This is a genomic window from Marinobacter sp. SBS5 (genome assembly GCF_048285575.1).
In the GTDB taxonomy this organism is placed as follows: Bacteria; Pseudomonadota; Gammaproteobacteria; order Pseudomonadales; family Oleiphilaceae; genus Marinobacter.
Genome location: NZ_JBLWAZ010000003.1, coordinates 679,899 through 694,909, shown reverse-complemented (window position 1 = coordinate 694,909; position 15,011 = coordinate 679,899). Strand labels below are relative to the sequence as shown.

Genomic DNA, 15,011 nt, shown 5'->3' with positions numbered 1-15,011 from the left:
TTGCTCTTCGGGTTTGTTTTTGAGTAGCCCTATGTCGAAGAAAAGCTCCGGGGTTGTGGCCTTGGAGTTCATCTTTATCCTCCCTCTACTGATTGCTCTCCTATACGGCGGCTTGGTGTACGGCTTGCTGTTTTTCCATAAACAGGAAATGCAGAATGTCGTAAGTCAGGCTGCTGCGTCGGTTTTTAATCTGGATCGCCGAGATTATCCAAGTTATAAAGAAGGAGAGGTCGAGGGTTTCGGAGCAACCGTGGTGGCCCATAGCAATGCGCGGCTTGATAAATTAGTCGAAAGGCTGCCAGCACGACTTCAGGAACGCATATCCGATTCTGATAAGGTTTGTGAAAACGTGATTGAAGACGGTGTGGGGCTGCTGGAGTGCAGGCTCAGTGCTGACGGCACCAATCCATTTTTGCCGCAGCTCAAGTTAGGCTTTCTGGGTAGTTTCCCACCGCAGCCTAGCAAGCTGTCCGTGACCGCTGCGGTAGCGTTCTAAAGGCTTCGTGGCCGTAAAAAGACTTACAATAAGCATACAAGGATAGGAACAAATAATGAGGGCGAAATTTGTCTCGGCCTTGCCGGCGCTCTTACTTGCGTTGGCTGCTGTAGTCCTGGCGATCGTCGGTCTGGTTAGATATAACCAAGAGAAATCCTCTGTTGCGGCAGATGTTGAATCCTTGCCAGCGTTGTCCCGTGTAAGTGATGAACCGTCGCTTCCCACCTTCCGATATCTGTTTGCCCTTAAAGATGTTGATGCCGGTACGGAGTTGGCCCCTGAATTGTTCGCTGAGGTTGAAACCACCGTTCAATTGCCGGGTATGCTAACCGTTGATGACGCGCCATTTGGTGAAACGACCACAACACCTCTTCGTGCAGGTAACCCTCTAGGTCAGTCCGTTTTAGAAAGTGCCAGTACACTGCAAACCATCCTTGAAGAAGGCATGCGAGCCGTAGCTTTCGATTTTAATCCTATTTCGAGTATTGGTGGTTTGCTACAGCCCGGAGATGTGGTTGATGTGGTCGCCACCTTCCGAGGGGATTCCCAAGACGGCCCTTCCTCATCAATCATACTTCGCGAAATCGAAGTGTTAGCCGTAAAGGGCGTGACAGATCCAGCTCAATTAACTTCAGAAGATGAGCGTCGCAGGAATGCCACCATGGTTTTGGCGGTTCCAGATAAGCAAGTCGGGCGCTTGGCACTGGCAGCTTCCGAAGCCAGTTTGAAATTTGTGGCGACGAGTCATGGAGGGAGTGTCCTGGCTTTGGGTGCTGACGGCGAAACGAATGCCGATGGCGATACTGAAGCGCCCGCTGAGTCGAGTGGGGCGCGGGAAGAGGTTGTGTTCCTTGCTGATATCCGGCCACTGTCCCCCGAAGCCCAGGCCAGAAAGGAAGAAGAGAAAAAAGCACGCCAAAAACAGGCACAAGAAGAAGAGCAGCCTGGATTGAAGGTGCAGGTATTTGAAGGTTCAGAAACAAGGACAGTGTATGTTCGCTAACATGAAAATTGCGCAGCGCTCGGTGATTGCTGTTTGTGCGATGTTGATTGGATTGGCTGGCTTTCAGGTCGCCTTTGCTAGTGATTCTGGAGTCGTAGCCTTAGCGCCCGGGCAGCAGCACATTATTGCGTTCGCCCAGAAACTCGAAAAGGTTGCGGTATCGAATCCGGAAGTTGCTTCTGTCCAGGCCAGCGGTGAAAAAGAAGTTCTTGTTACGGCTAAAGCCTCAGGCGCTGTAACTGTCAGGGTCTGGCTTAAAGGCAAGTCATCTCCGAGCACAACAGACTATTTGGTGAGTTCCACCGCTGGCGAGCGGCATCCGGTGCCTATGCAGGTCCAAACCGATATCCGGGTGGTTGAGGTGAGCCGACAGCAGCTAAATACCTTGGGTTTCCATTATGCCAAGCTATTTAACGGTGGTGATAATGCATTCGGAATCTCACCTAATGGCGGCAGTTTTACGAGTCCTAGAGGCGTTCCAGGAAGTGCGGCGGGCATTGGAACCGATGGCTTTAATCTGTTCAGTTTTGGGTCAAATCATTTGAGTATCATCAATGCGTTGGAATCTGGCGGATTTGCTTACACCTTGGCTGAGCCGTCTTTGGTGAGCTTAAGTGGTCAAAATGCGACCTTTTTATCGGGCGGGGAGTTTCCGGTGCCGATTTCCGGGAGCAATGGTGAGGTCGAAATTGAGTACAAAGAATTTGGTGTCAGCCTGTCATTAACACCAACCGTCGTTGACGAGAACCAGATCATACTCAAGGTTGCGCCGGAAGTGAGTGACCTGGATTTTACCTCGGGGGTGTCTAGTGGCGGGGTGTCTGTTCCAGGGTTGCGAGTGCGTAGAACGGAAACCATGGTCTCTATGGCTCCGGGCGAAAGTTTTGTGATCAGTGGCTTGGTGAGCCGCTCTACGTTCAATAACAGCGATAAGCTGCCCGGATTAGGAAGCATCCCGATTCTGGGCGCGCTATTCCGGTCTGACCGTATTTCCAGCGAAGATCGCGAACTCATCATGGTGGTTACGCCACGGTTTGTGAGTGCCAAGAAGGAACTGTCTGAAGACATAAAGAGCTTCGGGAAAAAATACGAGTACAGCAGTACCGAGTGGGGCGATATGTTCATTAACTCACGGGACGGTACCGAGCCTCTCGAAAGTGGCTTGAGCTGGTAAGGAGCTGGGTAGCATGAGTGAGACTCTGGTCTGTATTGCAGAGGAAGTAGGCATTCGCGCTTGGCTTGAGCGAGTGCTTGGAGATGCCTGGAGCCTTGAGTTTGTTTCTTCGGGTGATCTGTCACGTGTAAATCGATTGGTCCAAGCTAGCCAAGCCAAAGTGGTTGTTGCGGCTGTCAACGAGACTGAACCTGGCCGTTCTGCCAAGCTCTTTTCTGCCATCCTAACGTCTAATCCTGGCGTCAGTTTGGTCGCAGTTGCCCAGCATATTTCGCAGGAGCTGCTGCTGGATGTAATGAGAGCGGGCGCTCGAGACTGCTTAATTACCGGAGTTGATGGGGATAGGGCCAGCGAGAGGATTTATGCACTTTCCCAATTAGCGGCGGTTGATGCGGAGTCTAAAGCGGAAAGAGTGGCCGGTTCTTTAACGCTGGTGCTTGGCGCGGCATCGGTTGTCGACACCCGCTTTTTTGCGCAGAACCTGGCGTGTGAGCTTAGTCATCAGCAGTCCAAGGGTTCCGTATTAGCTATCGATACCATGGCTACTGAAAACCGGTCCTTTTATTTGGATAGTCTGAACCGGCTAAGTCTGAATGACTTGGTCAAGCGAACCGAAGCGATCGACCAGTCGTTTGTTAATACGGCCCTGGAAGAGTATTCCCCGGGGCTGCGTTTGCTTTCAGGCAATATCATGGCTGAAACGCTCACGGGCGATGATGCGGCCGATTTGTTTATTGCCGTATCGAGGTTGGCCGAGCTGTTTGATCACATGGTCATCCGGGTAGTGGAGCACCAAGCGAAAGCTTGGCTAAAAATTCTCGGGTCGGATATCACTAAATTGGTGATTTTGGCTCACCCAGTGGTCGACCAGATCCAGTATACGGAGGCAATGCTCCAGCAGAGTCGCAAGTGGTTGGGCTCAAAATGTCAGAGCTTGGTGGTCATTGATGGATACAAGAAAGGGGCGACCTTAAAGCTGGAAGATATCGAGAAAAACATAGGCCTGGAAGCAAGCCTTCGCCTTCCCGTTGAATGGCTAAACCGATTGGACTCCATCAATGCCGGCGTGCCATTGGGGGCCCTGCCAAGATCATCGCCTTATCAGAAAAAGTTGGTGGAGTTTGTACATAAACATTACGTGAGCGAGCACTCATTGAAGGGGCCGTTCTCCTTCTTCAATAAACGCTGAGGGGCATTTAAATCGTGGCAACTCGTGTCGATGAAGAATATCAGCAACTAAAAAAACAAGTGCACGCACACCTGATCGAGCGGTTGGACGAAGAAGGGTTTGAAGTTGAACGAACCGAAATCAGCCAACTCGAGAAATTTGTAGAAGCGAACGTTAATCAGTACATCGCTAATCATCGCATACCTCTGGCAACTGCTGAGCAGGTCATGTTAGCTCGAGAAACCCTGGACGAAATAGTTGGTCTGGGCCCACTGGAGCCCTTATTGGCCGATGCCGAAGTGAACGACATCCTTGTTAACGGCCCCTTAAACGTCTTTGTGGAAGTGGCCGGTGTACTGCAAAAGGCGCAAACCCGATTTATTGATGACGATCATGTGATGCGCATCATCCGTAGAATATTGGCGCCCTTAGGGCGGCGATTGGATGAGAGCAGCCCCATGGTGGATGCCCGGCTTCAGGATGGCTCTCGGGTGAACGCCATTATCCCGCCGATAGCTCTTGATGGGCCGTCCGTTTCGATTCGAAAATTCACTCAAAAGCATTTGGCAGCATCGGATTTGGTGAATCTTGGGTCGTTGACAAGAGAGTGTTTGGATCTGTTAGTTAAAATCGTGCAGGGGCGCAGAAATCTGCTTGTGAGCGGTGGTACAGGCACAGGAAAGACAACGATCCTGAACCTGCTCAGTCAATTCATCCCCAAGGATGAACGGATTGTGACGATCGAGGATTCGGCTGAATTACAACTTGGCCACCCCCACATTGTTCGGCTGGAAACTCGGCCAGCCAACGCAGAGGGCTCCGGTCGTATTAGTGCTCGCGAGTTGGTTATTAACGCGCTCCGAATGCGGCCTGATCGGGTTATTGTCGGTGAAGTGCGTGCCGGTGAAATTATCGAGCTCATGCAGGCGATGAACACAGGGCACGAGGGTTCGATGAGCACGATACACGCGAACTCTTCAAAGGACGCAATGATTCGAATAGAAACGTTGCTGGCTGTAAACGGTTATGACGCCGGCGAGCAGGCCATCGGGCGCTTGATCGGTTCCTCTTTGGATGTGCTCGTTCAGCTTAAACGCCTTTCAAATGGTCGTCGTATTGTCAGCGAAGTTGTCGAAATGACACCGACCAAGTCCAACCCTTACCAGATGAATATTTTGTACCAAGCCGCGGATGTCAGGGATGAGCTTGTAGAGGGCGAAGCGCAGTGAGTGTACAAATCTTGTGGCTGTCGGCCTTGGTTTTGGGCTTTTTATCCGTTGTGGTGGTCTTGCTGCAGTTTGTGGTCGGCTACTATCGCGGGATGGCTAACTTGCAAAAGCAAAGTCGTCGCCGGTTGGCACCTCAAGATGTCATTGAAGAAAAAACAGTCGCTGGCATTCGGTTAGGCCCCATTGAACAGCTCATGATGAAGGCCGGAATAAAGGCTTCTGTTCCTCGGTTATTCCTGCTGTTTATCGGGGGGGGAGCTGTTGTCGTTGCTATTGTGGTAGCTCGGGGCCCGATAGAGGCTTTGGTTGCGGTGATCGCGCTCATCTTAATTGCAATAACTCTTTGGCGCGTTAAATTTGAGCGTATGCGCCGCCAGATTTTCGAAGAGCTTCCAGGCATCGTTGATGCTGTCTTGCGCTCCCTTTCAGCAGGGCGCTCAGTTGAGCAAAGTATGTTGGTTGCGTTCGATGATGCATCGCCGGCGTTTGAACCCCTATGTTTCCGGTTGCGGGGCGCTATCAGTCAGGGCCGTGATTACACGCAGGTTCTGGATGGCTTTGCAGAGCTTTACAGCATTCCTCCACTTACCCAGATGGCGATTGCTTTGAGAACTTCGGCCCGTTTTGGCTCTCCTGTCAGGCCGGTGCTTGAAGAAGTGTCTAAAGCGATTCGGTCCCGTGAAGAGTTACGTCGTGAGTTTATGGCGGCTACTGCTGAAACCCGTTTTACAGCCATTGTGTTTGCCATTATGCCCCCGGGGTTGGGTGCCTATGTTGTGCTAATGAACGAGGAATTTTCCGAGGCGCTTCTGAATACCGCGACGGGCCATACCATGATGATTACGGCGGGTGTGTTGCAGGTCATCGGAACGGTTTTGGTCTGGAACCTGATCAGGGGAGTGGGCCGTGGTTAATCTTTGGTTTGTAGGAGCGATTGTTTTAGCCGTTGTTTCGGTGCTTTACCTGTGGGTCTGGGCGCCTGCCTGGGCGTTGCAGTCGCGGGTTCGAGCTCGCTTGCATCACCGACAACTGACCACAGAGGATGAATCAGGTAGCCCGCCTCTGGAAACGTTTGTTTACTGGTTAGTTGGGCAACCTCTAATAGCGGGCGATTTTAAGGAGCTGGAACCCGCCTTGGATGCGACGGGCAAAACACCTTATCGGGCTCGGCAGTATTATATTGTTGTTTGTTGGGTTGTGCCGTTGATTTTGACTTTGCTCGCCATTGTGTTTTCTGGCGTTATGGTGACGGCGGTTACGTTTATGATGTCGTTTTATCTTTCGCGGCAGTTTATTCGCAGTTCAGGCCGCACGGCTGAAAAACAACAAAACCGGGAATCGATAGAGCTCTGTCAGATGACGCGGATGTTGATGGAGGCAGGCCTTAGCCCGGAACGTGCGTTGAAGTTGATCTCGCATCAAGCCAGAGAGCTGATGCCTCTGTTGGTAACCAGGATCGACCGTTTCAATCGAGTCATGGAAAGCGGGGCAGACCGGAGTCGAGCTCTCGATGAATTAGGCCGAAACCGGAACCTCACGGTTTTGCGTAGCTATGTCACGCTCATGAAGCAGGCGGGCACGCTTGGGTCCGGAGTTTCCGGGGCCCTGGAGCAAATTGTTACCGAAGCCCACCATGAAGAGCGCAGTAAGTTGAAAGAAGAAACGAATAAAGTAGGCGCCCGAATGACAATCATCATGATGGCCTTTATGCTGCCCTCTTTGTTTATATTAATTGGTGGGCCTGCCGTGCTATCGATCATGGACGCGCTCCAACAGTAGTGCGTTATTGGGTTCGAAAAAAATTGAACGTGACCGTATTTAATTCAAGGAGCAACAGATGAAGTACAAGCAGGCCAGCCTGTTAACGACAGCATTCCTCACTGCAGCAATGGTCTCGGGTTGTGCTCTTCCCCCTGTACAAGACACTGAGAAGGAAGTGCGGACTTCCGGCAGTGATTTGCAGATCAACTGCTCTACCAACATGACCCCCGAACATCGTGTTGAGTTAGACGCTATCGATTCGATGATGAATGCGTCAGAAAATTACGCAGCTTTGGCACGGTTGGAAGCGCTATCGTTCCAAACTCAGCAGCATTGGTTGCGATGGGCCCAGTTGCTCGCAAAAGTCGAACAACTGGATTATTCAGAAGACGTGTATCAGCAGATCGCCGAAACTTGTGACAGCGCCCAGGCATATCACGGCTTAGGCGTGGTTTATGTAAAAGGTGGGAAGATTGAAGAGGGATTAAAGGCTCTGGGAACGGCGAAGGCGAAAGAGCCCGCATCTGCAGATATGAGAAACGACTTCGGCGTCGTGCTTATGCAGGGCGGATTCTTCGGTCAGGCTGCTTTTGAACTGCGCACGGCCTACGAACTTTCAGGCAAGAAAGAGACCGTAGGTAGAAATATGATTGCTGCGTATTATTTGCAAGGTGGTGATGATTCTGTTGCTAAACTTCAGCGTGAGTTAGGCCTGAGTAATGAGGCAGTGTCAGCGGGTATAAAGTTTTCTGAGCGCTTTTCTGGAGGTGTCTGATGAAATTTAAGGCCTGTTTTTTAGCAGTTATGGCGTTGGTGACCTCTAACGCCATAGCAACTGAAACCGAAACGGATCTTGGCTTATCCGGTGTTCATCTTGAGCGTGATAACCGAACCGATGTCAGAAAGATTTTCGATAAACAGGCTGATCAAACACCGAGAGGCGGCGAACTGAGCACGGCTCTCTATGCAAAAACTCAGAAACGCTTGGCAGAGTCTTTTGATCAGCCTATGCCTGATCGTATTGGCGAGTCCTCTAGCGGTGAGTGATATCAAGCGCCAAAAGGGCGTTTTGATTTTCCTGATGCCCTTTTTGCTGGTTGTTATTGCTGTAGTCGCAACCCTGGCGATGGATGCTACGCGGCTTTACAGTGTTAAAAACGACATGCAATCTGTGGTTAACGCAGCTGCAACAGCGGCGGCTGACGAGGCTATGGCCTGTGGTGTGGGAGATGTCAGCCTGATGCGCTCGCGCGCGTTGGCGGCAGCGAAACAAGCAGGGTTTGACGGTGATAGCAGTGATCTTGAACTGATTGTAGGCGTGCTTGATGCAAGCCAGCCTGATACCAGCGAACTCGCATTCAAAGAAACGCCCCCCAACCAAAGTAATGCGGCCGTCGTTCGTTACACTCGAAAAGAACGAGTTTCATGGTTGCTGCCAGAAACCTTCTTCGAGCCGGTTGAGCTCTCAGTGAACGCTGCAGCGAGAAAAGAGCTTTACGCGACTCTGAGCGCCAACAGCTCAACCGTGAAAGTGACCAACGGTCTTCTTGGAAACCTTCTCGGCGGCATTCTAGGTCAGAGTAATTATGCCCTTGACCCAACGAGTGTGACCAGTCTTGAATCCACGTTGATTGGGGTCGGTGATCTGCTTACCAATCTTGGTGTCAATAATGTTACGGCATTGCTTGATCGTCCTTTGATTGAAGTGCTGGATGCCGTTGTTGATGTCGTTGGCGGGGTTACGACGCCCGTAGGTGCGCTTGTAGATGATTTGACGGGTGCCGTAGGACTTACTGGGCTCGAGCTTTCCTCGGTACTCGAAGTGAAGGGGAATAAAGAAGCAGCCCGGAGTGCCGAGTTCCCGCTTTACGATTTCATTATGAGCGTTGTACTGAATAGCGCGCACCAGTTAGGAAAGGCATCAGGCACTGGCTTGATTGGGTTGGATATAGATACCAACGCGACCCCGGCGCTGAAACCCTTGCTAGATAATGGGTTGCTTGGCGACCTTGATCTCGCATTAAAGCTAGCTGTGGATAATCCTGCGCCTGTTGTGATTGGTCCGGCACGGCAAGGCAAGAACGGTAAGTGGATAACGGAGCTTCGCTCGTCTGATGTGTCTTTGGAAGCGCTTATCGATTTAGAGCTTTCCATTGGCTTTATCGGTGATTTGATTTCAGGTTTGACCTTGGGGCTTGTAAAGGTAGAGCTATTGGATAGCATTCGGGTGCCGCTGACAGTTAACGTGGGGGGTGGCCGAGCCGAATTTGTAGGCGCCCGTTGTGCCCGAGGCAATAAAAACGATATCGACATCGAAGTGTTGGCGCACCCTTCGGTGGCCAGCATAGAGACCGGCACGATTCAGCCTGATGGTACGGTAGCGCATAAACCAATACATGCAGACCTGTTAAAGCTTGCTTTGTTGGGGCAACCTCTCCTGAATTTGTGTGTGGATGCTGATCTCGGAGTGAATATCCCGATTGCAGAACAAATGCATTCATTAACCAGCGTTCCGTTGTATTGTCCGGATGGGCAATGCGCGAAGAAATTGACCAATAGTCAGCCAACCTGGATCCAAGGGTTGGACCTCAGTATTGAGAATTTGGCTCTGGACTGCGGTGATTCTAGTGCCCTTAGTTTATTGAATCCCTTGATTAAGCTGCTTGAACCGGTAGTGGAAGTGTTGGTTAACCTTGTGACCACAGTTTTGCTTCAAGGGATTGTGTCACCACTATTGATGGCGTTAGGCGTAGATCTTTCCGGGTTGGAAATTACCATGACTGGTGCGGATCAGCTCAGTACTCAGTTGATTGAAAATGTAGAGCTTTAAAGTTGATATACTGACGCCACTAAATAACTTTCTGCCTCTCTATAGAGAGGCAATCACAATACAAACGATGAACAAAGGCAGGCGCGTGTTACGTAAATATTATTGGTTACCGATATTGGTTGTCACCGTGTCAGGGTGTGCATTAGAGCCTCAAACAGAAGCGCAATCCGTTAGTGGTATCTACTCCTATGAGGTTGATCCTCGTCGGGCTGTGGAGCCCCGTAGCGTTTCAGCGCCGAAGAAGCGCGCAGAAAACTCTGTGACAACCTCGAAACGCCAACCTGAAAAAAATGCTGTGCAGCCATCTGCGGCTGAGCAACCGCAGCAACGCTCTGAAACAACCAAGGCAAATGCGAAAAGTAAGCCAACGTCCTCTTCGGCTCAGAAGGCGGTGACCTCTTCGCCTGCAGAAAATGGCCTGCAGACAATGGGCGAGCCAGTGATGGATATCCAGCCCGGCCAATGCTGGGTATACGCCCAGATTCATCCTCGCTCCGTACACGACAATCTTGAAGTCAAAGTACGGGACTCTGAGGTGCGGCTGGAAGTAACCCCAGCAGAATTTCGTCGTGGGCTGAAGAAGGTTGTGACAAAGCAGGGCACCAAAACCTACCGCGTTAAACCCGCCACCTATAAAGAAGTTGTGGAAGAGGTTGAAGTGAAGCCTGAAACAACACGCTTGGTGGTAGAGCCTGCGGTATACGAAGAGGTGGAAGAAGAAGTGGTTTTGGAAGAGGCCCGTACCGAATTAGAGCCTTGCCGGACATCGGGTGCTGCGGCCTATGCCCGGGCATCTTCTGCCTTTGGGTTCTGCGCCAAGGAAATTCCTGCAAAAACGAAAACGGTCAGGGTAACCAAACTGGTTAAGCCGGAAACAACCCGCACGGAAGTGATCCCCGCCGAGTACAAAACCGTGACCCGCTGGGTAGTTGATGAGCCAGCAGAAGTCATTCCGGTAGCCATGCAAGACGAGATCGACGCTCTTGAAATTGCAGAGTTGGTCAAGCCGGCTGAAACGGTTCAGCAGGAAGTACCGGCCGAAATGCTTTCAATGAATGTTAAGCGCTACGAAGGGAAACCGAAAATTGTAGCCAGACAGGCTGTGTGCGATCGCAACTTAACCAGTGACATGGTCCTGAAAATGCAACAGCGTTTGGAGAATCAAGGCTATGCTCCTGGTGTGCAGGACGGGCTTCTTGGGCCGGCAACCTTGGATGCGCTCACCCTGTATCAGCGGGAAAATGGATTGGCCTCTGGTGCGATTACGATTGAAACGCTAGAGCACCTCGAACTAATGGAATAAACCGTAATGCTTCCAGAAGTACTTGTGTTGCCGTCATTGGGTTTGGCCTTAGCCATAGCAGCGCTTGTGCTTCTGGTGCATTTTCGTTTTCGCAGAAGGGAAGCTGCTCGGTTTCAATCATTAGCCTCTCGCCTTCAAGAATTTCGCCGTCAGTACAACTCCTCCCTCGAAGACACTCGCGCTCTCCTGAATAAACTGCCAGACGTTATCCTGATTTTTGAGCGGCAATGGCCAAAGCTGTTGTTTGCTAATCGTCAGGCATTGGAGCTATTCGGTTGCAGCAGTGAACAAGAATTGATGGACAAGGTGTTTAGCCAGCCCGACGCTTGGCTATCGGCCCCGCACAGTCTGTTAGATTTCGAAGATTTGTTATCTCGAGGCCGTGAGCTAGGCATCGAGCGCCGAGAATGGTGCTTCTCGGCGGGGCCCGACCAAAGTTTGTGGATGGACTGCGAAGTAACGCTCACGGTGTTTGCGGGTGAGCCGGCTATGATTTTCTCTGGTGTTAATATTCATCACCGGAAGCTTCAAAGTATTGCTGATAACTTGCGCCAAAGAGCGCTATTCAGCGTGAACGACGGCAGCTCTCTTGAAAGCATTATTGATCGGGTAGCCAAACTGCTGGAAACCCAGATTGCCGGCGCCCACTGCGTTATTTCGTTATATGACGAACAGAAAGACAGTTTGATCACTCAGGGTGTGGGTGAGTTCTCGCGTGCTTTTTGTTCGGAAGTACCTTTCGTATCGGCCCGCTATGGTGCCACATCCATTGGTTCAGCCGCGCATACACGACAAAGCGTTATTTGCGAATCCGTTAGTGAAGATCTTCAGTGGCAGGGCTACGCCGATGTTCTGAAGTCTCTGAACGTAGCCTCGGCATGGTCTGAGCCCGTATTGGGGCAGGCTGGTGATCTAAAGGCCGTCATAACACTGTTCAGTGATGTACCTAAGCGCCCCGATAACGACGTGGTCGGTCACTTTGCTTTTGCGGTTTCGCTGATAGGGCTGGCGATTGAACGGGAGCAATGGAGGCTTGAGCTGGAGGCGTCTTCTGAAAACGAACGCTATGTTCGCGAGGTTAGCGTTTCTATTGTTAACGTTCCATCGGAAGGGTTTTCTGCCGGGCTGACCTGTGTAATTCAGGGTATTAAATCGAAATATGATCTGGGGTCTATAGAGGTTTGGCGGGTGGAGTCAGAGCGAGACTTGATTGTTCCTGTCTCCAGCACCGACTTTAACGTAGACGAGAACGCAGAAGGTGGTGTGTCCATTGCTCTAGAGCGTTTCAACGACCTGTTTCCAAATCGTGATCCGAAATACATCAGCCCTCAAGACGATTTGTATGGTTTTCTGAAAGCTCACAAGAAATCCAAGCCTGTGCTGGTGGTGCCGCTGTACAGTGATTCCCTGAAGGGCTATCTGCTGGGCTTTTTGGTTGTGGAGTCAAAGTTTCAATATGTGGCGAAATCTACGATAGAACACTTGAGCGTGATTGGTTCGGTGATGAAAACGAGCCTTATCAATCAGCGTTTAGTCGAGCATTTGGCGGACACTGCCGATACTGAACGTCGGGCACGGAAGAAGCTAGAGAGCGAGTTGGCGGTCGCGAAGAGTATTCAGATGTCGATGGTTCCGGGCAATGGGTCGTATGTGAAAGAGCTTCGAAACTGGAGGATTGAGTCTTGGTTGAATCCCGCCAGTGCCGTAGGGGGCGATCTATACGAAGTGATACCGTTATCTCGGGGGCGGTTTCTTGCGGCCGTGGGAGATGTTTCCGATAAAGGCGTCCCCGCGGCACTGTTTATGGCCAAGACCATCAGTTTGTTGAATTTTCTGGCTTACAACAACGATGGTGATTTGAAGAGCATTACCGCTGCGTTGAACCGAGAGCTATGTCGAGGCAACGACGCGTGCATGTTCGTGACATTGGTGATGGTGCTGGTCGACAAAGAGACCGGCAGGGCGGAGATGATTAACGCCGGCCATACTATGCCTATGCAACGATACAGTGATCAATTGCCGCACCTTTGGAGTGGCGAGACCATTGCCCCTCTTGGCTTGTATGAACAATTAGAGCCGGTCACGGAGTTTCTTGAAATTCCCGCCGGAGGTAGCCTTGTACTATACTCCGATGGAGTCACAGAAGCATTTAATGCTGCTGGCGAGGAGTTTGGTGAGCAGCGACTTTTGAGTCTTGGTGGTAGACCGCGTAGTTACGAAGAATGTTTTTTGACCAATATTCGTGAGCGCTTGGTGGAGTACACTGCGGGGGCGGAGCAGTCCGACGACATAACTATAATGATATTGAGCCGCCAGGGATTATGAAGCTACAGGTAAGTGCTAACGAACCGGTCAGCCGTGTACAAAAGTCTGTGGCTCATGAAGCGCAGCAGCTAGGCGTGGCGAGTGCTTTGGTACATGACTTACAAGTCATTGTTGACGAAATTTATGCCAATCTCAAAATGCATGTAGCCCCGGATAATCCGGACTTAGTGTGGACGTTAACGGTTGAACTGGGGACGGAGTGTTTGGACTTGGTGGTGGAGTACCCCGGCCCCCACTTTGATCCCACCAACGCCAGGCCAATGCCTGGTGAATCTTTAGGTTCCCGTGCTGACGGTGGGATGGGGCTGCATTTGATCCCGGCACTTAGTGATGAATTTCACTATAACTACCAGAATGGTATCAACACCATGGTTATCAGATGGAACTTGAAACGCGACTCAAAGGAAAACCTGTTATGTCGTTAGTAATTTCGGTGATTCAGAAAAGTGATGAAGCATTAGGGCTGAGGCTGGATGGTTCAGTGGACAGCGACACCGCACCGGAGTTGGAAGCTAAGTTGGATGAGATGGTCCATCCTTCGGTGACTTATTTGGCGCTGAACATGTCGGGCGTTAGCTTTATCAGTTCCGCCGGTTTACGAGTTGTTTTCAAAATGCTGAAGCAGATGAAGGCACGAGACGGCCAGCTGATGGTGACCGAAATGAACCCCGGCGTGGAGAAGGTGTTTGAAGTGGTTAAGCTCATGCCGGACCTTTCGGTGTTCGGTAGTTCCGAAGAGATGGACGAGTATCTGACATCCCTTCAGAAGCAGGAAAACGGTTAACTCTTCGGCCGGAGTGCTTTATGGCAGTCGTTCTTGATGGTGTCATCGGAATTCAGCGCGATAGAGAGTGTGGAGTCACTAATATCGAGTGGTTTATGTACGGTCTGCCAGACACCACATCTGCACCTGAAGACGTGACTTTCCTGCATCAGTCCTTCGGGGCTGACTCCCCGCAATCTCTCACCTTTACGCTCGAGTCTGAAGAATATGTGGTTTATCTGGATTGGCAAAATGCTGACGACCGAGTGAGCGCAATGGAGCTGAAGCAGTTCATTACTGAGTATGGTTACATCGTTTTGTCAGGGCTAAGCGGAGCAAGCGCCACCAGTGGTGTAGTGGAAAAGAAAGAATGGTTGGTACCCGTGGCTTATTTTGAGAACTATGAAAGTATGATCGACAGCCTGCCGAGTACAGTCTGACGTGTTTCACAAAGACTTTTTTGAGGAATTGGCGATGGAATTCTACGATCAGCAATACTTAGAGGCCGTTAAACGCATGGCTGGGGCCGGTATAAGGGTTCATCTCGTGCTGGGTGATAGCCTGAGGCGTCAGGTGGCTAATGGTGAGGCGACAAAGAGACTTCGCGAGATGCCGCAGGGGCTTCGGGATGACATTTCTAAGCTTGCAACTAGCACGTTGGAAATGAGCGAATTTTGTGCGAGCCGACTTGTTTGCCAAGATAATGCGGATCAACCCAAGAGTGTTGTCGCTAGAATTAAAAGTGGATGTTGAGGCATCCAGTCCCGGTTATAAGAGCGCCTGCAGTTCCCCGCATGCAAGCCTTCCCGCAGTAACATTCCTATCAAGTCGTCGAGACTGAACGGTCGCATCCTTGGCTGTGCTGGCCCCTGTCGTCTCGAATGCAGCTATAAGCTACCTCCGATAAAAACGATTAGTCGTCACCTCAAAGCATGGCCCATCATGGTCAGCATCGCCAA

Annotated in this window: 15 protein-coding genes; all 15 read left to right on the top strand. The window is 51.0% G+C overall.

Annotated features, from left to right (window positions below):
* The first annotated feature begins 31 nt into the window (after positions 1–31).
* The 15 genes from ACNQ6O_RS10240 (at position 32) to ACNQ6O_RS10170 (ending at position 14,492) form a co-directional block, all read left to right on the top strand.
* A complete protein-coding gene (locus ACNQ6O_RS10240) occupies positions 32–496 on the top strand; it encodes a TadE/TadG family type IV pilus assembly protein (RefSeq protein WP_418053114.1) in 465 nt (154 codons plus the stop codon).
* Positions 497–551: 55 nt separating this feature from the next.
* Positions 552–1,499 (top strand): Flp pilus assembly protein CpaB, encoded by a 948-nt coding sequence (gene cpaB, locus ACNQ6O_RS10235; protein WP_418053113.1) that lies wholly within the window; start codon positions 552–554, stop codon positions 1,497–1,499.
* Positions 1,489–2,673 (top strand): type II and III secretion system protein family protein, encoded by a 1,185-nt coding sequence (locus ACNQ6O_RS10230; protein ID WP_418053112.1) that lies wholly within the window; start codon positions 1,489–1,491, stop codon positions 2,671–2,673. The genes cpaB and ACNQ6O_RS10230 overlap by 11 nt, the downstream gene beginning before the upstream one ends.
* Positions 2,674–2,686: 13 nt before the next feature.
* Positions 2,687–3,862, top strand: a complete 1,176-nt coding sequence (locus ACNQ6O_RS10225) for a response regulator receiver-like protein (RefSeq protein WP_418053111.1) — start codon at positions 2,687–2,689, stop codon at positions 3,860–3,862.
* A 14-nt stretch (positions 3,863–3,876) separates the two neighbouring features.
* On the top strand, positions 3,877–5,070 hold the full coding sequence (locus tag ACNQ6O_RS10220) for a CpaF family protein (protein ID WP_418053110.1): 1,194 nt from the start codon (positions 3,877–3,879) through the stop codon (positions 5,068–5,070).
* The gene (locus tag ACNQ6O_RS10215; protein WP_418053109.1) at positions 5,067–5,984 is read left to right on the top strand and encodes a type II secretion system F family protein; all 918 of its coding nucleotides are present in this window, start codon (positions 5,067–5,069) and stop codon (positions 5,982–5,984) included. The genes ACNQ6O_RS10220 and ACNQ6O_RS10215 overlap by 4 nt, the downstream gene beginning before the upstream one ends.
* Positions 5,977–6,849: a type II secretion system F family protein gene (locus tag ACNQ6O_RS10210; protein ID WP_418053108.1), complete on the top strand. Its 873-nt coding sequence runs from the start codon at positions 5,977–5,979 to the stop codon at positions 6,847–6,849. Before ACNQ6O_RS10215 ends, ACNQ6O_RS10210 begins: the two co-directional genes overlap by 8 nt.
* Before the next feature lie 58 nt (positions 6,850–6,907).
* Complete coding sequence (locus ACNQ6O_RS10205) at positions 6,908–7,606, top strand: tetratricopeptide repeat protein (RefSeq protein WP_418053107.1); 699 nt, start codon at positions 6,908–6,910, stop codon at positions 7,604–7,606.
* The gene (locus ACNQ6O_RS10200) at positions 7,606–7,878 is read left to right on the top strand and encodes a hypothetical protein (protein ID WP_418053106.1); all 273 of its coding nucleotides are present in this window, start codon (positions 7,606–7,608) and stop codon (positions 7,876–7,878) included. Before ACNQ6O_RS10205 ends, ACNQ6O_RS10200 begins: the two co-directional genes overlap by 1 nt.
* A complete protein-coding gene (locus tag ACNQ6O_RS10195) occupies positions 7,871–9,661 on the top strand; it encodes a pilus assembly protein TadG-related protein (RefSeq protein ID WP_418053105.1) in 1,791 nt (596 codons plus the stop codon). The genes ACNQ6O_RS10200 and ACNQ6O_RS10195 overlap by 8 nt, the downstream gene beginning before the upstream one ends.
* Before the next feature lie 259 nt (positions 9,662–9,920).
* Entirely contained in the window at positions 9,921–10,964 is a 1,044-nt protein-coding gene (locus ACNQ6O_RS10190) for a peptidoglycan-binding domain-containing protein (protein ID WP_418053104.1), read from the top strand.
* Between the two features lie 6 nt (positions 10,965–10,970).
* Complete coding sequence (locus ACNQ6O_RS10185) at positions 10,971–13,289, top strand: GAF domain-containing SpoIIE family protein phosphatase (protein WP_418053103.1); 2,319 nt, start codon at positions 10,971–10,973, stop codon at positions 13,287–13,289.
* Entirely contained in the window at positions 13,286–13,714 is a 429-nt protein-coding gene (locus tag ACNQ6O_RS10180) for an ATP-binding protein (protein WP_418053102.1), read from the top strand. The genes ACNQ6O_RS10185 and ACNQ6O_RS10180 overlap by 4 nt, the downstream gene beginning before the upstream one ends.
* The gene (locus ACNQ6O_RS10175; protein WP_418053101.1) at positions 13,705–14,073 is read left to right on the top strand and encodes an STAS domain-containing protein; all 369 of its coding nucleotides are present in this window, start codon (positions 13,705–13,707) and stop codon (positions 14,071–14,073) included. Before ACNQ6O_RS10180 ends, ACNQ6O_RS10175 begins: the two co-directional genes overlap by 10 nt.
* Positions 14,074–14,093: 20 nt before the next feature.
* Entirely contained in the window at positions 14,094–14,492 is a 399-nt protein-coding gene (locus ACNQ6O_RS10170) for a hypothetical protein (protein WP_418053100.1), read from the top strand.
* Positions 14,493–15,011 lie beyond the last annotated feature (519 nt).

Excerpts from the sequence above, each read along its gene's own strand:
- ACNQ6O_RS10240 (WP_418053114.1), top strand. The coding sequence starts at position 32 with ATGTCGAAGAAAAGCTCCGGGGTTGTGGCCTTGGAGTTCATCTTTATC.
- ACNQ6O_RS10170 (WP_418053100.1), top strand. The coding sequence starts at position 14,094 with ATGGCAGTCGTTCTTGATGGTGTCATCGGAATTCAGCGCGATAGAGAG.
- cpaB (WP_418053113.1), top strand. The coding sequence starts at position 552 with ATGAGGGCGAAATTTGTCTCGGCCTTGCCGGCGCTCTTACTTGCGTTG.
- ACNQ6O_RS10180 (WP_418053102.1), top strand. The coding sequence starts at position 13,286 with ATGAAGCTACAGGTAAGTGCTAACGAACCGGTCAGCCGTGTACAAAAG.
- ACNQ6O_RS10205 (WP_418053107.1), top strand. The coding sequence starts at position 6,908 with ATGAAGTACAAGCAGGCCAGCCTGTTAACGACAGCATTCCTCACTGCA.
- ACNQ6O_RS10185 (WP_418053103.1), top strand. The coding sequence starts at position 10,971 with ATGCTTCCAGAAGTACTTGTGTTGCCGTCATTGGGTTTGGCCTTAGCC.
- ACNQ6O_RS10200 (WP_418053106.1), top strand. The coding sequence starts at position 7,606 with ATGAAATTTAAGGCCTGTTTTTTAGCAGTTATGGCGTTGGTGACCTCT.
- ACNQ6O_RS10225 (WP_418053111.1), top strand. The coding sequence starts at position 2,687 with ATGAGTGAGACTCTGGTCTGTATTGCAGAGGAAGTAGGCATTCGCGCT.
- ACNQ6O_RS10230 (WP_418053112.1), top strand. The coding sequence starts at position 1,489 with ATGTTCGCTAACATGAAAATTGCGCAGCGCTCGGTGATTGCTGTTTGT.
- ACNQ6O_RS10175 (WP_418053101.1), top strand. The coding sequence starts at position 13,705 with ATGTCGTTAGTAATTTCGGTGATTCAGAAAAGTGATGAAGCATTAGGG.